Genomic DNA, 21,996 nt, shown 5'->3' on the forward strand with positions numbered 1-21,996 from the left:
TAATGACAGATAACAACACAATGAAAATAATCGTTATTGGCAAGTCTGGTCAACTTGCCTGGGAATTAAGTCAACTTTCCACACCTGAACAAACAATAGTCTGTTTAGGTCGCGACGATGTTGACTTGCAAGACGTTCCTGCACTCGTTAACGCTTTTAAGCAGTATAACGCCGATGGTGTTATTAATGCATCAGCTTACACCGCTGTTGATAAAGCAGAGAGTGATGTTGAAAATGCTTTTGCGCTTAATGCCACCGCTGTGGGTAACTTAGCGCAAGCGTGTAAAACGTTATCCGTGCCATTTGTGCATATATCAACAGATTTTGTTTTTCATGGTGATAAAGGTGCACCTTACTTACCCGGTGATGACATAAATCCGCTAGGTGTTTATGGCACGAGTAAAGCGCAAGGTGAGCAGTTAATTGTCGATATTTATCCCGAGCATAGCGCTATTATTCGCACGTCTTGGGTGTATTCAACGCACGGTAATAATTTTGTAAAAACTATGCTGAATTTAATGGCATCTAAACCTGAACTGGGTGTTATTTGTGATCAAATTGGCACGCCAACTTACGCAAAAGGCTTAGCGCAAGCCTGCATTGCCAGTTTAACTAACCAAGTTATGGGTGTTCATCACTATACTGATACCGGAGTGGCGAGTTGGTTTGATTTCGCTGTCGCTATTCAAAATATCGGTGTTGAACTTGGTTTATTAGATAAAAAAATAGCCATTAAACCTATTACTACTGCGCAATACCCAACGCCAGCTAAACGCCCGCATTATAGTGTGCTGGATAAAAGCAGTTTAGTTAACGTTTTGCCGGAGCTTTCGTTAATGCATTGGCAAGAACAGTTAAAACATATGATGACAGCGTTAAAAACTGAACGCGAAGCCTAGTTAAATTATATTATATTATTAATTCGAGATTTTTATGAAAAAATTATTAGTTACAGGTGGTGCAGGTTTTATTGGCGCTAATTTTGTACATTATTGGATGACAAAATATTCAGCCGATAAAGTTGTGGTACTTGACGCGCTAACTTACGCGGGCAATATTGCTAACTTAGATAGCGTAAAAGACGATGCTAATTTTACTTTTGTCCATGGCAATATTTGTGACCAAGCCTTAATTGAAACATTACTGGTTGAACACGGTATTGATACTTTAGTGCATTTTGCGGCAGAATCTCACGTTGACCGTTCTATTACAGGTCCTGATGCCTTTATCGAAACCAATATTATCGGCACTTATAGCTTACTTAAAGCGGCTAAAAAAGTGTGGTTAGACGGCGAAAGTATTCTTGCAGGACATAGGTTTCATCATGTGTCTACTGATGAAGTTTATGGTACGCTTTCACCTACCGACCCTGCTTTTACCGAAGACACGGCTTATGCGCCTAATTCACCTTATTCGGCGAGTAAAGCCGCTAGTGATCATTTAGTGCGAGCTTATCACCATACTTATGGTTTAAATGTGACTACAAGTAATTGTTCAAATAATTATGGGCCGTTTCATTTTCCTGAAAAGCTTATTCCTTTAGTGATTACTAATATTTTGCATGATAAAGCCTTGCCAATTTACGGCGATGGCCAACAAATTCGTGATTGGTTATACGTTGAAGACCACGCTTACGGTATTGATTTAGTATTACAAGATGGTCGAGTTGGTGAAAATTATAATATTGGTGGCGATAATGAATGGGCCAATATTGATATTGTTAAAACCATTTCAAAATTGGTTGAACAAGAATTCATTAAAAACAAAGAGCTAGCTACTCGTTTTCCTGCGGCTAAAGCGGCGATGGCGCAAAACACTGAATCACTTATTACTTATGTGAAAGACCGGCTGGGTCATGACCGTCGTTATGCCATTGACGCGACTAAAACCAACAATGAGTTGAGCTATAAACCGAAAGAGTCATTTGAAACCGGTATTGCTAAAACCGTTGCTTGGTATTTAAATAATGAGTCTTGGTGGCAAAGTGTGATGGATGGCTCATACCAAAACTGGATAGCAGAGCAATATTCATAAGTTCTGCCGGTAGCTAAAAATATTTGAAATATATATAATCGTTATAATTTAAAGGTCGGGCTTCCGGCCTTTTTTATATTAAATTATCGTATTGTTGTGATAAGTTTTGTGGGTTTAAATTTGAGTGATACTGTATTTTTTAGCTTTAGGTGACACTTTTTGTAACCATTTGAAGGTTATTTTCAAGTGCAGTAACTATCCTATTGTTAGACAGTATGACTTAAAATTTTTCAGCTATAAATGTCATGACTAGTAGATAATCAAGCTATACAATGAATAGAAATTGCCAATAAGGATAAAAATGCCAAACAAGATCAAAAAAGCGGTAATACCTGTAGCCGGTTTAGGTACACGGATGTTGCCAGCAACAAAAGCTATTCCAAAAGAAATGCTACCGATTGTTGATAAACCACTTATTCAATACATAGTGAATGAATGTATTGCAGCTGGCATTAAAGAAATTGTTTTAGTGACACACTCTTCTAAAAACGCGATTGAAAACCATTTTGATAAATCATTCGAGCTTGAAACGACTTTAGAAAAACGGGTTAAGCGCCAGTTACTGGATGAAATTAAAGCAATATGTCCCAAAGACGTCACTATTTTACATGTGCGCCAAGGCGAAGCGAAAGGCTTAGGTCATGCGGTATTAAAAGCTCGCCCTATCATCGGTAACGAACCATTTGTTGTTGTGCTACCTGATGTTATTTTAGATGATGCTACGGCAGACTTAAAAACTGAAAATTTAGCGGCGATGTTAACCCGTTATAACGAAGTTGGCGGCTACAGCCAAATTATGGTTGAACCTGTGCCAATGGAGCAAGTCAGTAGTTATGGTGTGGTTGATTGTGGTGGTGTTGAGCTTGCCCCTGGCGAGTCACAAGCTATGACAGCTATTGTTGAAAAACCAGCGTTGGAAGACGCACCGTCAAATTTAGCTGTGGTTGGCCGTTATGTGTTGTCTGAAAAAATTTGGGATTTATTAAAAATTACCCCTCCTGGTGCCGGTGACGAAATTCAATTAACGGACGCTATTGCTATGTTAATGGAAAAAGAAACCGTTGAAGCCTTTCATATGACGGGTAAGTCTCATGATTGTGGTTCTAAGTTAGGTTATATGAAGGCCAATGTTGAATATGGTTTACGTCATCCTGAATTGGCTGATGACTTTAGAAGTTATTTAACTGAGTTGATGCAAAAAACATAGATTTAAGTTATTAGCTGTCAGTTGTCAGTAAGCAACAAGAAACAGGTATAGCTGTTAGTTTACTTGTAGGTTGGTTTTCTTGTTTATTTATTTTTGTGGTTGTCGGACTAAAGTCCAACCTACAAAAGTTAAGCTGAAAATTTTATGGTGTGATCTGTCGGCCCTATGTAGGTTGGACTTTAGTCCATCAGGTTTTATGGCTCTTTAGCCAATGGCTGGCGTTAGTGCTTATTTATTGGGTTTTAACCTTCATGGTAATTGCTTGCTGGGCGGTTGACGGACTAAAGTCCGACCTACAAAAGATAAACTTTAAACCCTCATTTATTAAAAGTATAGGTATATGGACGTAACTAATTTATCGCAGTTTACTGAACTGGCATTAACTCGTAATATTTTTTCACTATTTGCAGACTGTGATCGCAGTGAAAACTATACCATTTCGGCGGCGGGTTTGTTCTTAGATTATGCTAAGCAAAATATTGTTGATAGTGAGTTTACGCCATTATTTACTTTGGCTGAGCAAGTTGATCTTGCGGGCAAAATATCAGCGCAGTTTTCGGGTGAAAAGATCAACACTACCGAACAACGCGCTGTTTTGCATACGGTATTACGTGCGCCTGACTCGGTTAAGTTTGATGTGTTAGGGGCGCAAGCTGATGAGGTTATTAACACTGACGCTAAAATGGCTGCCATTGTTGATGATGTACATTCGGGTAAGGTGTGTTCGGTTACTGGTGAAAAGTTTACTGATATTCTTGCTATTGGCATTGGCGGCTCTTACTACGGTGTTAAGGTGGCTTTGTCGGCACTTGTGCCTTACCATCAGCCAGGTTTGAAAGCGCATGTGCTGGCTAATGTTGATGGTGATGCCGCGCAAGAAAAGTTTGCTAAATTAAATGCCGCAACCACGCTGGTTGTGGTAGTTTCTAAAACCTTTACTACGCAAGAAACCCTGCTTAATGCCACTATCGTTAAAGCCTGGATGCTTAATGCTTTGGCTGAACCTCATCATTCATCTGCAGAGGTTATTGCTCAACATTGGTATGCGGTTAGCAGTAATATTGAGGCGGCAACAGCGTTTGGACTTAATGCGGATAATATTTTGCCGATGTGGGATTGGGTTGGAGGCCGGTTTTCTTTATGGTCAGCGGTGGGTTTGCCACTGGCATTGATTATTGGTAATAGCCATTTCAACGCTTTAAAAGCCGGTGCTTATGCCATGGACGAGCATTTTAAAAATGCACCGTTTGAGCAAAATATGCCGGTAATGATGGCCTTGCTGGGTATTTGGAATCGAAATGCATTAGGTTACCCTAGTTTAGCTATTTTACCTTATAACCATGCACTGAGAGCTTTGCCAGGTTATTTGCAGCAAACCGATATGGAAAGTAATGGTAAGTCGGTGTCTATTACCGGTAAAACGCTTAATTATTTAACCGCCCCCGTGGTTTTTGGTCAGGAAGGCACGAATGGCCAACATGCCTTTATGCAATTAATGCATCAAAGTGCCGATATTATTCCAACAGATTTTATTCTTTCTCTTGCCCCAACGAGTAAACATTTGGCTAATCATGACGCTTTAGTGGCTAATTGTTTTGCCCAGAGTGAAGCCTTAATGCAAGGTAAAACCTTGGCCCAAGCGAAAGCCGAAATGCTAGATGCTGGCGCTAGTGAGGCTGAAGCGAATAGGCTAGCTGCTCATAAAACCATGAAAGGTAATACCCCAAGTAATACTATTTTAATGCAGCAGTTAGATCCCCACTCCCTTGGCGCTTTATTAGCCCTATATGAGCATAAAATATTTGTTCAAGGCGTAATTTGGCAGATAAACTCATACGACCAATGGGGCGTTGAATTAGGCAAGCAACTTGGCAAAGAAGTATTAAACGTGATGGCGCAGCCGATGGGCGATATTGACAGCGAAAAGCTTTCTGCTTCGTCACTGGCATTAATTCGCCGTTATAAAAGTAACTTAACTACTACTATTTGAAATAACTAATCGATCATTTTAAGCAGGTTTAAATCTACAATATCTGCTTTGCATACAGGGATGTAGGTACTTATGTTTAGTCTGGAACAATAAACATGTGCTCTGGATTATTTTTCCTCACTTACCATTAGCTAGCCACTTAGCCCAGTTACTTAATTGAATTGGCGTAGGTTTTATTTTTAGAATGAGAAGCTTAATCTTCCTTCTCTTTATACTTTTTTGGTATAAACAAGCTTTTAGTTATATGGATAATGATTTGCTGCTGTGGCATGATGATAATCAATAATATCATGCCAACATTAGTGGTCAGCAATGCAATTAACCCATTTACAAAAGTTAGAAGCCGAATCTATTCATATCATGCGCGAAGTTGCCGCAGAATTTGATAATCCTGTGATGCTTTACTCGGTTGGTAAAGACTCCGCCGTGTTACTTCATCTTGCGCGAAAAGCCTTTGCTCCTGGAAAAATACCTTTTCCGCTATTACATGTTGATACCAACTGGAAATTCAAAGAAATGATTGCCTTTCGCGATGAAATGGCGAAAGAACATGGCTTTGATTTACTCGTGCATAAAAATGCCGAAGGTATGGCGATGAATATTAGTCCGTTCGAGCATGGTAGTGCTAAGCATACTGATGTGATGAAAACCCAAGGTTTAAAACAAGCCCTTGATAAATATGGTTTTGATGCTGCTTTTGGTGGCGCTCGACGTGACGAAGAAAAATCGCGCGCGAAAGAGCGGGTGTATTCATTTCGTGATAAAAATCATCGCTGGGATCCAAAAAGCCAACGCCCTGAGCTGTGGAACATTTATAACGGCAAAGTCAATAAAGGCGAAAGTATTCGGGTTTTTCCATTATCGAATTGGACCGAGCTTGATATTTGGCAATACATCTATTTAGAGGGCATTAAAATTGTGCCACTTTATTTAGCTGAAAAACGCCCAGTAGTTGAACGCGATGGCACTTTAATCATGGTTGACGATGAGCGCATGCCTATTGGTAAAGACGAAGTGGTGCAAATGAAAAGTGTGCGCTTTAGAACCTTAGGTTGTTATCCGTTAACCGGCGCTGTTGAGTCAACCGCAACCACCTTACCTGAAATTATTCAAGAAATGCTATTAACCAAAACCTCTGAGCGGCAAGGCCGTGTGATTGACCACGACTCAGCAGGCTCAATGGAGAAGAAAAAGATGGAAGGTTATTTTTAAAACTTCGTCATCTTATTTCAGTTTATTTTACGGTGTTAGCATTTTAATTAAATCGACAATTTGTCGAGTAGAGATTTCCAAGGAAAAAACATGAGTCATACAGAAGACTTACTTGAAACCGATATTGAAGCTTATTTGAAGCAGCATGAAAACAAAGAAATGGTGCGCTTTTTTACTTGTGGTAGCGTTGATGATGGCAAAAGCACATTAATTGGCCGATTATTACACGATTCAAAAATGATCTTTGAAGATCAATTAGCGGCGATTAAAAACGACAGTAAAAAGTCGGGCACTACCGGTGAAGCTATTGACCTAGCCTTGCTCGTTGACGGCTTGCAGTCAGAGCGAGAGCAGGGCATTACTATTGATGTTGCTTATCGTTATTTTGCTACGGACAAACGTAAATTTATTATTGCCGACACACCAGGCCATGAACAATACACCCGCAACATGGCTACGGGCGCTTCAACTTGTGACCTGGCTATTATTTTGATTGATGCTCGCCACGGCGTGCAAGTGCAAACTCGTCGTCATTCTTATATTTGTTCTTTGTTAGGCATTAAACATGTTTTAGTAGCGGTTAACAAAATGGACTTGGTTGATTATAGCCAGGACCGTTATCAAGAAATTAAAAAAGACTACCGCAAATTTGCTGATGACCTAGCTTTTGAAGATGTGCGTTTTGTGCCAATTTCAGCGCTTAATGGTGATAATGTTGTTGACGAAAGTACTAAGATGCCTTGGTATCCAGGTGCGACGTTAATGAAGTTATTAAATACTATTAAGGTTGATGATCAAAATCACTTTACCCAATTTCGTTTGCAAGTACAGTATGTTAACCGTCCTAATCTTGATTTTAGAGGCTTTGCTGGCACAGTGGGCTCAGGACATATTCGTGTTGGTGATGAAATTGTTGCCTTGCCATCAGGTAAGCAAAGTAAGATCAAATCGATTGTAACTTTTGAAGGCAACATTGATCGCGCCGATCACGGTATGGCGGTTACTTTGACCCTTGAAGATGAAATTGACATCAGTCGCGGCGAAATGATTGTTAAAAAGGGCAGTATTCCTACTTCAGCTAAAGAGCTAAGTGCGACTATTGTTTGGATGCATGAAGACGAATTAGAACCAGGTCGTGAATACTACATTAAGCACGGCAGTAAGCTCACCACAGGGCACGCAATAAAAATTGACCACCGTATTGATGTTAATACTTTAGAGGAATTTCCTGTTGACCAATTAGCGTTAAATGAAATCGGTGTTGCTCAACTTGAAGTAGCTGAAGCGTTACATTTTGATGCTTATGGTGATAATCCAGCGACGGGTGCTTTTATTATTATTGACCGATTGAGTAACGTTACTGTGGGTGCGGGTATGATTAACGGTGCACTTGAAACCAAGCAAGATCACCAGTACTCAGCGTTTGAGCAAGAACTTAACACCTTAGTTCGCAAGCACTTCCCACACTGGGGCGCACGCGATTTATTGAAATAGGAATAGCAGGTTAGCTGTCAGTTTTAAGCTGTCAGCTTTCAGTTAACATTTAGTTATAAGTTAAAAGATAAGTTTAAGGCATAGTGATCACTGTAGGTTGGTATTTATTCTTTAACTGAAAGCTTGTAACTGACAGCTTTCAGTTAACATTTAGTTATAAGTTAAAAAATAAGTTTAAGGCATAGTGATCGCTGTAGGTTGGTATTTATTCTTTAACTGAAAGCTTGCAACTTACAGCTTTCAGTTAACATTTAGTTATAAGTTAAAAAATAAGTTTAAGGCATAGTGATCACTGTAGGTTGGTATTTATTCTTTAACTGAAAGCTTGTAACTGACAGCTTAAAGCTTTGACTGAAAACTTCTTATTAATAGTTTTAAGCTGACCAGTATCTGTAAATCAGCATTTATGCTCACAAATTCATGTAGTCAGGGTTAGGTTTACATTATGTTGTACACGCAGTGGCTACTGGTCGCAATATTTGCATTAACGCTGATTGGGCTAGTTTTTTTTCCAAACAAACCCGAGCGCGTTTTTGGTAGTACAACCTTATTGTGTTTAGCGGCGTCATTTGTTAGCACTGACGATATTCTCAGTAATGCGGTAAATCCTGGTTTAGTGACGTTATTATTATTAGTGTTATGTTCTTTTGCTTATGAACGTACCAGCATTTTAAGACGCATATCAGCGTTAATGCTTAATGGCAAAGCGTCTACGGCAAGTTTTAGAACGCTTGTATTTACCGCTTTGAGTTCGGCATTAATCAGTAATACGGCGGTGGTCGCTACGTTAATTTCGGTAGTGAAAAAAAATACTGTGGTCAATCCGGGTAAATTGTTATTACCCTTGTCATTCGCCGCTATTCTTGGTGGCACTTTAACCTTAATTGGTACGTCAACTAACTTAATTGTTAATTCGCTATGGCTAGAACAAGGTCAACAAAGTTTAGGTTTTTTTGACTTTACGCTCGTGGGTGGTGCTGCACTGGTTACTTGTTTATTGATTATATTATTGCGTCAACATACATTAGCTGACACGCCAAACGAGCAGTTAGGCGATAAGGAATATTTGGTTGAAGCACAAGTAAAACCTAACTCTAAACTGATTGGGAAAAGCATTGAAGATAATGGTTTAAGAAATTTAGACACCTTGTTTTTGGTCGAGTTAGTACGCTACGGGCGGCTTATTTCCCCAGTAACGCCAGATGAAGTCATAGAGCCGAATGACAGACTGATTTTCAGTGGTGACATCAGCAAAGTTTTAGTTTTGCAGCAATTTGATGGTTTAACCTTATTTGCTGAGCAAACCGGATTATTACGGGAAAACTTAACCGAAGTATTAATTAAACCTGACTCTGCTATTGTAGGTAAAACCTTAAAAACAGCCGGGTTTAGAGCAAGATTTGATGCCGCCGTTGTCGCTATTCGCCGAGAGGGCACGTCGCTGTCTGGCAAACTCGGTGATATAAAAGTGCAAGCGGGTGACTTTTTAGTCTTAGCGGTGGGCTCCGATTTTTGCGCGCGCACTAATTTAACGAAAAACTTTTTTATTCTTTCCGGTCATAAACCCGACGATATGCTGTCAGGCTGGCGTGACTCTTTAGCTATTTTTGGCTTTATTATTGCTATTGCGCTGACCATGGTGACGACGATAAGTTTATTGTCGAGCCTGATGTTTTATCTAGCGTTATTGATTTTAACTGGTTGTTTAACGGTGAATGAAATTAAGCGCCGATTCCCGATTGAAATCTGGCTCATTGTGCTGGGAGCATTAACTTTAGCGCAAGCGTTTGAACATAGCGGTGTCGCAGGTATTTTTGCCCATGAAATTGAGCAATTACTGGCTGGGGAAAGTGCCTTAATCGCTATGGTGGTGATATTTTTCATTACCTTAATATTGACCGAAGTTATTACCAACAGCGCCGCGGCGGCTTTAGTGTTTCCGGTCGCCTATAATATTGCCATTGGCTTAGGTGTTAGCCCTTTACCCTTAGTGATGGCGGTAGCCTTTGGCGCTAGTGGCAGTTTTATTAGCCCTTATGGTTATCAAACCAATATTATGGTGTTTAATGCCGGCAACTATAAAATTACTGACTTTATTAAATTTGGTTGGCCGATAACACTGACTTATAGTGTAGTGGTGTTAATCTTGATACCGGTGGTTTTTCCGTTTTAGAGCAAAATAAAAGAGAAGCGTTTAGTTTAAAGCGGTCAGCTGTCAGTAAAAACAAAGACCAGAGATGAGTTGGGCGTTTGGTTGTGTTTTTACTGACAGCTTTGAACTGATAGCTTAAAGCTTCTTTAGCTATCAGCTATATAAATAATTTAAGTGGAATAATATGAAAACTGAAAATACCGTTTGGCACACTCAACAAGTCAGCAAAACACAACGCGCTGATAGTAAAAAGCAAAAAGCTTGTTTGTTATGGTACACAGGGCTTAGTGGCTCAGGTAAATCAACCATTGCCAATGCGGTTGACGCGTTACTTTTTCAACGCCATTGTCATAGTTATTTACTGGATGGTGACAATGTTCGCCATGGCTTAAATGGTGACTTGGGCTTTAGTGATGAAGAGAGAGTTGAAAACATTCGCCGTATTAGCGAAGTGGCCAAACTGTTTGTCGATGCGGGTTTAATTGTCTCAACCGCATTTATATCTCCTTTTGCCGTTGATCGTGCCATGGCAGCCAACAAGCTTGAGCACGGAGAATTTATTGAAGTATTTATCGATACGCCGATGGCGGTTTGCGAACAACGTGATCCCAAAGGCTTATATAAAAAAGCGCGAGCCGGTGAGATTAAAGACTTTACCGGTATAGACTCTACTTACGAAGCGCCTGAAAACCCAAGCATTCATATCGACACGGCTAATAAAAGTATTGAACAATGTGCGCAACAAGTGGTTGATTATCTGATCACACAAGGCTTGATCACAGATTGAGTTGGCGATTAGCTAAAAATACTTCTAGCTAGCATTAATGCGAATACGGTTAAATTTCATTTAACTTGATGGACTAAAGTCCATCCTACAAAGGCCCACATAAAACCTACGGGTGATAAAGTAGCCTTGGGCGATTGTTTTTTAGGTTGGACTTTAGTCCGACAACTCTTAGCCGGCGATTAACCCGATGGATTAAAGTCCAAGCTAGAGTAAACTTACCCGTAACTTACGCTAATTTTATCGGAAAACAATTTATAGAGGAGATTTTTGCATGCATTATGATGTTTTTAATGGCGATGCTGACGGCATTATTGCCCTGTTACAACTGCGCTTGGCTCAACCGAAAGCCACAACACTGATCACTGGCGTTAAACGCGACATTCAATTATTACAGCAAGTACCTGTCGAACAGGCAACTTCTGTTACCGTGCTTGATATTTCTATGGAAAAAAACATTGTCGCTTTAGCGGCCTTGCTGGCCAATAATGTTGAGGTTTTTTATGTTGATCATCATCGCACGGGTGAAATACCGACCTCTGTGCATTTAGATAAAATTATAGATATTGACGCCAATACTTGCACCAGTTTATTGGTCAATCAATATTTAACTGGCCAATATGCTTTATGGGCTATTGTTGGGGCTTTTGGCGATAATATGTTACGAGCTGCCGAGCAGTTAGCGCAGCAAGCTGGCTTGTCAGATAGCGAACAAGCACAGCTGAAAAATTTAGGGATCTATATTAACTATAACGGCTACGGTCGCACGGTTGATGATTTACATATTGCGCCTGATGTTTTATTTACCACTTTATTGGGCTATCCAGACCCCTTTACCTTGATTAACGAAGCCAACTCTATTTTTGCCATTCTTGAGCAAGCCTATTTAAGTGATATGGCACAAGCTAAACAGGCGAGCGTATTGCATGATGATGCGGCTTTGCAGCTCATTGAGCTTGAAGATGCTGCGTGGTCGCGCAGAGTCAGTGGGGTTTACGGTAATGCATTAGCCAATCAGAAGCCTGATAAAGCGCATGCGGTGATCACCTTAAATGTTGATGCGAGTTACACGGTAAGCCTGCGTGCCCCTATTAATAATAAAGTGGGCGCTGGTGAACTTTGTGCGCAATTTGACACCGGCGGTGGTCGAGCTGCCGCGGCGGGCATCAATCAACTGCCGAAAGAAAAACTTGGTAAATTCATTGCGTTAGTGTCAAAATATTATCAATAGTTTACTTTCAGCTATTCAAAAATAAATAGCATTAACCTTATAAGGATTTAAAGATGAGTTTGTTGATCACAGGCGGAACGGGCTTTATTGGTAGCCATACCGTTATTGAATTGCTGGCGCTAGATAAAGACATTGTTATTGTTGATAATTTATCAAACTCTTCAACATTAGTGCTTGACCGTATTAAACAAATAACAGACAAGTCGGTAACTTTTATTCAAGCTGATATTTGTGATCGCCAAGCACTAAAGCAAGTATTTGAGCAACATGACATTGAAGCTGTAGTGCACTTTGCCGGTTTAAAAGCTGTGGGTGAGTCGAGTGTGATGCCATTAAGTTATTATCATAATAATGTCTCTGGTTCGGTAACGCTGTTGCAAGTTATGGCAGAGCATAACGTTAAAAACTTAGTGTTTAGTTCATCAGCAACTGTGTATGGTGAAAATAATCCCTCGCCACTTGATGAAACTATGCCAACGTCTGCGACCAATCCTTATGGTCAAACCAAACTGATGATCGAAAATATTCTCTTTGATCTAGCACGCAGTGATGAGCAATGGTCAATCGCCTGCTTACGTTATTTTAACCCGATTGGCGCACATGAATCTGGCCTTATTGGTGAAAACCCTAATGGTATTCCGAACAATTTATTGCCTTACGTGTCACAAGTGGCTGTTGGCCGATTAGCGCAATTACAAGTGTTTGGTGACGATTATCAGACCCCCGATGGCACAGGCGTTAGAGATTATATTCATGTAGTAGACTTGGCCCAAGGGCATGTTAAAGCGTTAGAGGCATTAAGTGATATTAAAGGCTGTGTGCCGATTAATTTAGGCACAGGTAATGGTACCTCGGTGTTAGAGATAGTTAACACCTTTCAAGAGATTTCAGGACAAGATATCCCGTATAACATTGCGCCACGTCGAGCCGGTGATATTGGCACCGTTTACGCCAATGCAAGTGTCGCGAATACCTTACTCGGCTGGCATGCAAAACTTGATTTAGCCACTATGATTACAGATACTTGGCGTTGGCAGTCTAAAAACCCCAATGGTTTTGAATAGCTAATTTTGAATAGCTAAGCTACTGAGTTAAGTGAGAAGTGAAGCTGTTAGCTATCAGTTATCAGCTTTCAGTAAAACCAAGCAGATATTAGCAGGCTTGGCAGATGAATAATTGACAGAGCTAATGGCTATTTTACTGACAGCTGTTTTTAAGCCCATAAAATTAACTGAAAGCTGATCGCTATTTTACTGACAGCTAGTTATGCCATGCCTTTAAAGTTTTGTTAAGTGATGACTAATAATTGGCAAGTGTTTGTTCGTCAGCCCAAGTAATTGCTTGATTATAGCTTTTAAGGACATTGGCTTTATTTAAGCCAAGCTTGACCATAACTACGTTGGTTTTTGACCACTCTGCTCGTTCAATAAACTCTAACAGTATAATTAAGGCAGCCATATCACCTTTACGGGTTAATAACGTGTCTTTGATTTGTTGAGCTAATGGCAGCTTGTTGAGAATATTTGCTAAGTCTTCGTCAACAATGGCATCAATTAACGACAATAAACCGGTTAAAAAGGCTATTGAGTTATCTAGTGGTGATTTAATTTCACTGGCCATTAAATCACAAAATTTTGCTCGAGTCATCGCCGCGTTAATAAGCTCAGATGGCTTGTCGGGATTAATATTTGCTGCAAACATTAAACCAAGAAAACGTATTAATTCAGCAGAGCCTAATATAACAAGTGCTTGTTTAATAGTAGAAATATCAGTGCAGCGTTTAAAAATTGCTGAGTTAGTATAACGCAGTAGTTTGTAGGATAAAGTAACATCACGTTCAAAAACTGATGTAATACTGGCAAGGTCTAACTCTTTTTTTGAGGTTTCATACAGGAGTTCTGCCATCGCTATTTGTGATGGCGATAGACTTTTGGTTTTTACCATTTCTGGTTTGGCGAAAAAGAAGCCTTGAAATAATACAAATCCTAGCGCTAATGCTTGGTTATATTCTTCATAGGTTTCAACTTTTTCTGCGAGCAATCTTATATGAGGAAAATCTTTAATGGCAGTTTTTACAAGTTTTATGGTGTCTAATGTCGTGTCTTGCCAGTCAATTTTAATGATATGTATAAAAGGATAAAAATGCTGCCATACAGCTTGATGAATATAATCATCTAACGCTATGGTATAGCCTTTTTCATGTAAATCTTTACATATCGATAATAACTTTTTACCTGGCTTTACGGTTTCTAAAATTTCAACAACCACTTCTTCTGGTGTTAATGTTTCTGGATAACCTTTAATGAGGGTTTCTAAAGTAAAATTAATAAAGGCAGGTTTATTGCCAGTAAATTCACTAATACCAAGATTAAAGTTACTGGCTTCAATAATTTTTGTTGTCGCTTCGTCACCATCAATATCGGGAAAAACATTGATGATGCTATCGCGAAATAACAGTTCGTAGGCAAATAGATCTTTATCTATACCTAATATGGGCTGCCTAGCTGCGTAAAAGTACATTCAAATTCCTAATTAATGCTATGTTATAAAAAATAATTTTAGTATTTTTATTTAGTATTATTGTTTAGTTCACTTAATTTTCACATTGGCTGATTCATTTATAACACAAATAATTATTAATACTTACGAAAAACATGGAATCAAGGATTAACTAAGCCTATTATTGTTGCTCACGTTCAAATGAGTAGCAATTTGCTACTCATTTGAACAGTTTTAATGCCAAACGAATTAATGACCGATAAGTAATAAAATAAATTGGTTCGATTGGTATAATGTTTTTCGGAGGTTAAATGGCTGTAGGAACGATGATTTCATTGGCACTATACTTTGTTGTTATGTTGGGGATAGGTATTTATGCCTATAGAAAATCAACTAGCGATGTATCTGGTTTTATGCTCGGGGGACGTAGTTTAGGACCTGGGGTAACAGCGCTTTCTGCCGGGGCCTCTGACATGAGCGGTTGGATGTTAATGGGTGTACCCGGACTAATGTTCACAGTAGGATTGAGCAGTGCTTGGATTTCTTTTGGCTTAGTCCTAGGTGCTTATTTAAATTATCTTATCGTAGCACCAAGATTAAGAACTTATACCGAGATGGCAAATGATTCGATTACTTTGCCCGATTTTTTCGAAAATCGCTTTGCCGATAGCTCACATGCACTTCGCATCACTTCTTCTATTGTTATTATTTTATTTTTTACCTTATATACCTCTTCAGGCATTGTTGCCGGTGGTAAATTATTTGAAAGTTCGTTTGGCCTAACCTATGAAGTAGGTTTATATATTACCGCTGGTGTTGTTGTGCTTTATACACTTTTTGGTGGTTTTCTAGCCGTGAGTCTGACTGATTTTGTACAAGGCTGTATTATGTTTATTGCCTTGGTGCTTGTGCCCATTGTCGCGATCTCAGATGTTGGAGGCACTGACGCTATGATGCAAGCGATTGAAAAGGTCGACCCCACATTTATAGACTTATTTAGTGGTGTCACTATTATCACCATAATTTCTGCCATGGCTTGGGGATTAGGTTATTTTGGTCAGCCTCATATTATTGTACGTTTTATGGCTATTCGTTCGGTAGAAGATGTACCTGCAGCAAGAAGAATAGGTATGAGTTGGATGATCGTTTCATTGTTTGGTGCTATGGCGACGGGTCTTGCTGGTGTCGCTTACGCGGCTAAAGTAGGCTTGGTAGTTGATGATGCCGAAACAATATTTATTTTATTAGGTCAGGTACTGTTTCACCCTCTTATCGCTGGCTTTATACTTGCGGCGATTCTAGCGGCGATTATGAGCACTATTTCTTCGCAATTATTGGTGACATCAAGTTCATTAACGGGCGATATTTATCAAGCCTTTTTGAATAAGAACGCTAGTGAAAAGCAATTAGTCTTGGTTGGCCGAATCTCAGTCGCCTTGGTAGCCATTGTCGCTATTTTTCTTGCTTACGATAGAGAAAGCTCAATATTAACTTTGGTCAGTAATGCCTGGGCCGGTTTCGGTGCTGCATTTGGACCCTTGGTTATTATGAGTCTGTATTGGAAGAAAATGAATCGTCATGGTGCATTAGCAGGTATGTTAACTGGAGCTATTACCGTTTTAGTGTGGATATATGCGCCTATAACGCTAAATGGTCAGCACCTTAGTGACGTGATGTATGAAATTGTACCTGGCTTTATTATGGCAAGTATCGCTATTGTATTGGTTAGTCGCTTAACAACCAAAGAGCAACCAGAAATCGAAAAATTATTTGATGAGGTTGTTGCTAAGCATAGCTAAACATAGTTAAACACTAAAATAAGCTAATAGAGATAGCTTTTAGCTTTAAGTTATTAGCTGTCAGCTGTCAGTCAAAACTTTAAATTCTTAAGTAGTTTTAAGTAAGTTATAGAAGCCGTTAATCGATATTAACGGCTTTTTTTTGTGATTTTTTCTTTCTGAGCAATAGTTTTTTAAGCTGACGGTTTTAATATCTGTCTATTGTTAAACCCTAGAATTTAAACCCAAGCCATTAAGTTAGTTCTTACTTAATGGCTTGGGTTTGCCAGAGCTTTGAGAATAAATAGCACTTTGTATAGTGACTACCTATGTAAGAAAACTATGAGTGGTTATCAATGTCTACTGTAATCAACACATGGCTGTAGGTATTCAGGTTCAGTCTGAAACGATGAACCTGTAATCTAAGCTTTTTTAAGTTTGCTAAGTGATAAGGGGTTTATTGGCATGAGTATAAGTTTGACGACTAAATTGACCAAGTAATATGATCACTGACTCGTTCTTGCCATTGCTTTATAGGCTCTTTTTTATCTCCTACTACAATGATATTTGAATGATTAAAGTTTAATGACCGACCTTGTAACTTATCATTAGCAAAATTAGCAATAAACTTAATGTCTTCGTCATCGGGTAAAATAAAAATATTGACCGGACTTGATTGACCTTGAAACACTAAATGCAGGCTGTTAGTGCCATCAAATCGACAATAATCAGCGAAGATTAAGCGACCAAAGGTACTATCAAAACTGCCCTTAAATGTCGCCATTTTCTCATTTAATGAGGCCAGTGTTACCTTTGGCTGATCATTATTAGAGAAGTGTGATGCCTCATAATTAACATGCGCAATAGCATAGTCACCCAGGTTTTTATAGGTGCTAGAAAACATCATAAAGTTAAGGGTTAAGCCCATCACTAGTGCAACAGATGCTGCCATCGACAAACGAATACGTGTTTTACGTTTTTGTTGCTGATGGCTAGCAAAAGTTTGTCGTAAAATTAACTTATGAGCTAAATCTTCAGGCACGGGAATATGCATGGCTTGTGCGATTTTATTTTCTAATGTGTCAAGTTCTTGCGAAAATTTTTGTTTTGCCGAATCACTTTTAATCGCGGCATTAATAGCATCATCACGGTTATTTGGCTCTGCTAGCAAACTGCGTCTAAATTTTAAGTCATCCATTGTGTAGACCTCTTAATTTTGGCTCGTCGTCTACGGCCTCTTTCAATTGATTGCGTGCACGAAATAATCGTGTCATCACGGTATTTTTATTGAGTGACAAGATGCCGGCAATTTCTTCACCACTGAAACCACCAATCACCTGTAAAACTAAGGGTTCACGATACTCTTCAGGCATTTGTGCTATTTTTTCCCGTAACCAATAGTGTTCAATTTCCTGTTCGCTACTGGTGGCTTTGACATCGGCAATAGTAGCTTCTTCATATTCGCTCATGTCAAAACGCTTACGCTCAAAACGACGAGCGTTTTCTCTGCGCAGAATAGTGATTAACCATGACTTTGCCGCCTTTTCGTCTTTCAACGAGTCAAGCGCACGCCATGCACGTAAAAATGTTTCTTGCACTAAATCTTCGGCAATATGCTTATCGTGGCATAACCAGTAGCCATATCGATATAAATCTGCATGTAATGCTTTAACGAGTGCTTCGTATCTAACTTGTTTTGTCGCCATGTTGTAAAAGACCTGAGGCTTTGTCATTTTATTTCACACAAATGCATTTATTTACGTAGCCCCACTATAGCTCAAATAACTATTTGAAAGTTAAGTGAATTAACCTTTACTAAATGTAGCTGTTGTTAAAAAACTTTTAAGTCAAAAGTGATATTTTTTAGTGGTAGGTTTTTAGTGTTAAGTTAGTAGCGGTAGGTTTTTTGGCTCTGAGGTTAATTGTTTGCTTAACGGTTGACGGACTAAAGTCTGACCTACAAAAAAATAGGCCTAAGCTACCGCTACTATCTTTGATAAAAAAGCCGAGCTTTAATAGCTCGGCTTTATTTATGTTGAAAAGTTGATTTCAATAAATTTTATTTAGAGCAGCTTGATTGCTAGACGCTGCTAAGGGTTAATGCTGATATCAACCACGGATGATTTGCTGATTTTGCTTTTATTCAGTGCTTGAATAGCAAGGATCAGTTTGTTGCCTGACCAAGCACTTGGATTTTTTCCATAATAGCTTTGTTGCAACTCAATAATAGCGTTAGACAGTGCGGGGTCGTTAAAATAATCGTGCAATGAGTCAAGTGTTGTTAGTACTTGGCTTTGATTATCGCCTAATGATTGTGATTGAGAGCGTGCCCATGGCAGCAAACATGCTAAGGCTAATTCGCCATTATTCTTCTTACAGGCAGCTAAAATAGCAAGATGAGCATTACTGACCTTGGTGTTAGTGTCACTATTGGCTTGCTTAGGCTTAAAAGGGCGCTTTGCTGTTATATACCAAGCTAACAAGGTGAGTAGCCATAAGGCTAGAAATAGCCATTGCAAGAAGGTGTTTTGCTGAATGATTACGCTTTCTACAACCCTAGGTGTTGTTGGGTTTTCAAGATTCATGCGCGGTGGTTGCTGCTGCATGGTACTTGGTGCTATATCAGCGTTGGGTAATACGATGATTTTTTGCCCTGCTATTGTGGCTATTTCTGCTTTATTAGTGACGGTATTCCACCAAGGAATACTAATTTCGGGTAACTGATATTCACCGGCTTTACTGGCAACAATAGCAAAGTTAACCACTTTTTGGCTGACTAAACGTTCATTGTTTAGGCCAGTATGTAGTTTAGCTTGATCTGGGTACACTTTAAGTCCTTGCGGAACTTGCATGGTAATTTCAGGTAGTTGCTCCTCTGAAAGCCCTACTGCGGTAAGTGTAATGGTGCGAGTGATCGGTTCGCCCACTTTAAATTTTCTTGGCGCGGGTTGAAACTCTTGCTGCAAAGCGAATAATTCGCTGGGCAACCATAACCCGCTAACTTGCGCTGGAATAGCTTTAACCGTTAACGCTATATCGTCACCTACCACACTAACCGGTTTAGTATCGGCAAAACTTAAAAAGTTAGATCGCCTTGCCGAGGCTATGATGATCTCGCCAGAAAAAACCGGTGCTTTTAATATCATATCACCGCTTTTTTGTGGGCTAATGGCGTACACGCGTTCAATAACGCGATAACGTTTACCTTTGATAATACTTTCTGATTCTTTGTCTTTGCCGATTTGTAAAATATTCGCGCTGACTAGGCTGGGCTCGCTCAAACTGCCACGCTTTAATTCTGCAGCGAAGTGTAGTTTTACGGTTAACGTGATTTGCTGCTGAACGTATAAGTCGGTGGCAGAGGCTTGTGTGGTGATAAACAGGTCTTGCTGGTTTGCAGTGGCTGATTCGTTTGCCGCTAGTGAATTAATGGTGATGACTTGGGTTTTGAAACCATTAATGTCAAACGCGGGTATCACTAGCTCACCTGAACTTCGAGGTATTAACACCGTATTCCATGTGGTGGTGCGTGTGGTGTCAAAATTGATCATGCTAGTTTGTGAGCTAACCGATGTTCTACCGACAATAAAGTCAGTTAATAGTGCTGATGTATCTAAGGCGTTTGCGTTAACATCATCATCGGCGGTAATGGTTAATATTATTGATTCATTAGCCATGGTCAGGTTTTTATCAACCGATGCGCTGACTTTTGTTAATGCGTAGCTATGACATGATAATAAAATAGCCAACAAAGAAATTATAACTTTTACCACTTTTTCTTAACTCCTACATTTCGACGATCTTGACTACGTTTTTGATACTCTAACTGCATTTTATTTCTCAGTAACATATAGGGGTCATCAGTGACTTTGTTGAGTAATTGTTGATGTTTTTGTTCGGTTTCTTTGGCCAATTGTTCGGCTAACTCTTTGGCTGCTAGGCTTTGTGCATCGCTTGAATCTTCAGGGGCTTCCGCTTCTTGTGCATTTTTAGCTTGCTGTTGTTTATCGCGGTCAGTTTCTTGCTGATTTTTTTGCTCTTGGCCTTCTTCAGCATCTTTTTGCGCAGAAGATTCATCTTGTTCGCCTGGCTCTTGTTTACCTGAGTTCTGTTGATTTTGCTGCTGCTGTTCGCTGTCTTGACTGTCACCGTCTTGGTTTTCACCTGGTTGATCACCGTCTTGCTGGTCATTGTTTTGTTGATCATTTTTCTGTTCTTCGTCACCAGATTCTTGCTCTTGCTGTTCTTGTTGTTGCTTTAACTTTTCAAGCAAGGCTTTATTAGCTTTTGCATCGGCTAAGTTTGGATCGCGCTGTAAGGCTTGTTCATAGGCCGCTATTGCATCGTCAAATTTTTCTAATTTAGCTAAAGCATTACCTTGATTAAATAGCGCCTCTGCGGTGTTTTCTTGTTTAAATGCGGCTAAGGCTTGTTGGTAATCACCGGCTTTGTAGTGGGCACTACCTTGCCATAGTGGGTTTTTAAATTGTTCTGCTGCTTGCTGATATTGCTCACTGTTAAAGTGCGCTTGACCTTGTTGATCTTTAGTTTTCCAAAGATCTTGCCAAATATCAGCCTGAGCTTGGTTATTGGGTATTAACATTAAAGCAAACGGCAGCGTTGCTAGTAGTGCGCCACGTCTAAAATAACTTAACACCATAGGCAAAATTAATAACAGCAGGTAGGGGCCAAACTCTTGCCATTGATCACCAGTATTTTCACTGGCTTTGGTGTTTTCTTTGTCTATGTCAGTGCTGAGCGGTTTGAAGGTCAGTCGTTCAATATCCTTGTTGTTCTGGGTCAAGGTGGCGTAGTTGCCTCTACCGCGTTGAGCTAGGCCCTGTAATGCTTGGGCTGTTAACTTAGGCACAATAATCGCACCATTGTCATCTTTCATCAGTTCGCCATTACTGAGTTTAATGGGCGCGCCCGTTTTTGTACCAATGCCAAGGATATTAAGCCGATAAGGATGATCGCGTGACCATTGGGTTATATCTTGAATATCAATATTATCGATACCGTCAGTGAACCAATAAATATCGCCGTCTTTATGACCGGCATTGATTAACATTTCATTGGCCAGTGCCAATGCGGCAAATGGGTTGCTACCCAGCACCGGCATAAGTTCGGGGCTTAATGAGGGTAAAAGTAATTTTATATTATTGCTGTCATCGGTTAACGGACTAATGTTAAAAGCATCGCCAGCATAGGCAATCAGACCGATTTCACCATCTTTAATACTATCGAGTAAATCTATGGCTTTATAACGTGCTCGTGTCAGGCGATTAGGAGCAACGTCGGTGGCATACATAGAATACGACATGTCCATGATCAGCACTGAGCCTTGTGCTACTTGATAAACCGGCTGTGGTAGTTTTTGCCAACTCGGTCCTGCCATGGCTAAAATTGACAGTAAGCCGATTAAAAACGGTAACAGCAATGAGTTAGATTTTGCTTTAGTGTTACCTTGCACTAATACTTTTGCTAAATGTGCCGGTAACAGTTGCTGCCAGCCTGACTGCTTAACACGCAGTTTTTTTAACATAAACAGCATTAAAAATAAGCCAATAATGCTTAAAAGCCAGAGCGGGCGAATAAAATGAAAGTCAGCCATA

16 protein-coding genes are annotated in these 21,996 nt (G+C 39.7%); 11 read left to right on the plus strand and 5 right to left on the minus strand.

Features of this window, described 5'->3' with window-relative positions:
* The first annotated feature begins 2 nt into the window (after positions 1–2).
* From rfbD to galE, 10 genes are all read left to right on the plus strand, one after another.
* A complete protein-coding gene (gene rfbD / locus H4J54_RS09865) occupies positions 3–899 on the plus strand; it encodes a dTDP-4-dehydrorhamnose reductase (protein WP_259367041.1) in 897 nt (298 codons plus the stop codon).
* Positions 900–933: 34 nt separating this feature from the next.
* Positions 934–2,034 (plus strand): dTDP-glucose 4,6-dehydratase, encoded by a 1,101-nt coding sequence (gene rfbB, locus H4J54_RS09870; protein ID WP_182190714.1) that lies wholly within the window; start codon positions 934–936, stop codon positions 2,032–2,034.
* A 301-nt stretch (positions 2,035–2,335) separates the two neighbouring features.
* On the plus strand, positions 2,336–3,241 hold the full coding sequence (galU, locus tag H4J54_RS09875) for a UTP--glucose-1-phosphate uridylyltransferase GalU (protein ID WP_182190715.1): 906 nt from the start codon (positions 2,336–2,338) through the stop codon (positions 3,239–3,241).
* A 340-nt stretch (positions 3,242–3,581) separates the two neighbouring features.
* Positions 3,582–5,231 carry a glucose-6-phosphate isomerase gene (gene pgi / locus H4J54_RS09880; RefSeq protein ID WP_182190716.1) on the plus strand — a complete coding sequence of 550 codons (1,650 nt, stop codon included), beginning with the start codon at positions 3,582–3,584 and terminating at the stop codon, positions 5,229–5,231.
* A 312-nt stretch (positions 5,232–5,543) separates the two neighbouring features.
* Positions 5,544–6,443 carry a sulfate adenylyltransferase subunit CysD gene (cysD, locus tag H4J54_RS09885; RefSeq protein WP_182190717.1) on the plus strand — a complete coding sequence of 300 codons (900 nt, stop codon included), beginning with the start codon at positions 5,544–5,546 and terminating at the stop codon, positions 6,441–6,443.
* 90 nt (positions 6,444–6,533) lie between these two features.
* Positions 6,534–7,937, plus strand: coding sequence for a sulfate adenylyltransferase subunit CysN (cysN, locus tag H4J54_RS09890; RefSeq protein WP_182190718.1), 1,404 nt, complete (start codon positions 6,534–6,536; stop codon positions 7,935–7,937).
* Between the two features lie 445 nt (positions 7,938–8,382).
* Positions 8,383–10,110, plus strand: coding sequence for an SLC13 family permease (locus tag H4J54_RS09895; RefSeq protein WP_182190719.1), 1,728 nt, complete (start codon positions 8,383–8,385; stop codon positions 10,108–10,110).
* Positions 10,111–10,273: 163 nt separating this feature from the next.
* A complete protein-coding gene (gene cysC / locus H4J54_RS09900) occupies positions 10,274–10,876 on the plus strand; it encodes an adenylyl-sulfate kinase (protein WP_182190720.1) in 603 nt (200 codons plus the stop codon).
* A gap of 271 nt (positions 10,877–11,147) precedes the next feature.
* The gene (locus H4J54_RS09905; protein ID WP_182190721.1) at positions 11,148–12,104 is read left to right on the plus strand and encodes a DHHA1 domain-containing protein; all 957 of its coding nucleotides are present in this window, start codon (positions 11,148–11,150) and stop codon (positions 12,102–12,104) included.
* Between the two features lie 53 nt (positions 12,105–12,157).
* Positions 12,158–13,168 carry a UDP-glucose 4-epimerase GalE gene (gene galE, locus H4J54_RS09910; protein ID WP_182190722.1) on the plus strand — a complete coding sequence of 337 codons (1,011 nt, stop codon included), beginning with the start codon at positions 12,158–12,160 and terminating at the stop codon, positions 13,166–13,168.
* Positions 13,169–13,403: 235 nt separating this feature from the next.
* Here the strand turns inward: galE and H4J54_RS09915 are convergent, their stop codons facing one another.
* Positions 13,404–14,624, minus strand: coding sequence for an EAL and HDOD domain-containing protein (locus H4J54_RS09915; RefSeq protein WP_182190723.1), 1,221 nt, complete (start codon positions 14,622–14,624; stop codon positions 13,404–13,406).
* Between the two features lie 290 nt (positions 14,625–14,914).
* Between H4J54_RS09915 and putP the strand changes: the two genes are divergently transcribed.
* Positions 14,915–16,402, plus strand: a complete 1,488-nt coding sequence (putP, locus tag H4J54_RS09920; protein ID WP_182190724.1) for a sodium/proline symporter PutP — start codon at positions 14,915–14,917, stop codon at positions 16,400–16,402.
* Between the two features lie 463 nt (positions 16,403–16,865).
* Here the strand turns inward: putP and H4J54_RS09925 are convergent, their stop codons facing one another.
* From H4J54_RS09925 to H4J54_RS09940, 4 genes are all read right to left on the minus strand, one after another.
* Complete coding sequence (locus H4J54_RS09925) at positions 16,866–17,579, minus strand: DUF3379 family protein (protein ID WP_182190725.1); 714 nt, start codon at positions 17,577–17,579, stop codon at positions 16,866–16,868.
* On the minus strand, positions 17,572–18,087 hold the full coding sequence (locus H4J54_RS09930; protein ID WP_404851897.1) for a sigma-70 family RNA polymerase sigma factor: 516 nt from the start codon (positions 18,085–18,087) through the stop codon (positions 17,572–17,574). The genes H4J54_RS09925 and H4J54_RS09930 overlap by 8 nt, the downstream gene beginning before the upstream one ends.
* 384 nt (positions 18,088–18,471) lie before the next feature.
* Positions 18,472–20,154, minus strand: coding sequence for a BatD family protein (locus H4J54_RS09935; RefSeq protein ID WP_310650114.1), 1,683 nt, complete (start codon positions 20,152–20,154; stop codon positions 18,472–18,474).
* Positions 20,148–21,995 (minus strand): VWA domain-containing protein, encoded by a 1,848-nt coding sequence (locus H4J54_RS09940; protein ID WP_182190727.1) that lies wholly within the window; start codon positions 21,993–21,995, stop codon positions 20,148–20,150. The genes H4J54_RS09935 and H4J54_RS09940 overlap by 7 nt, the downstream gene beginning before the upstream one ends.
* Position 21,996 lies beyond the last annotated feature (1 nt).

The organism is Colwellia sp. MB3u-8 (genome assembly GCF_014076985.1).
Lineage (GTDB): Bacteria > Pseudomonadota > Gammaproteobacteria > Enterobacterales > Alteromonadaceae > Cognaticolwellia.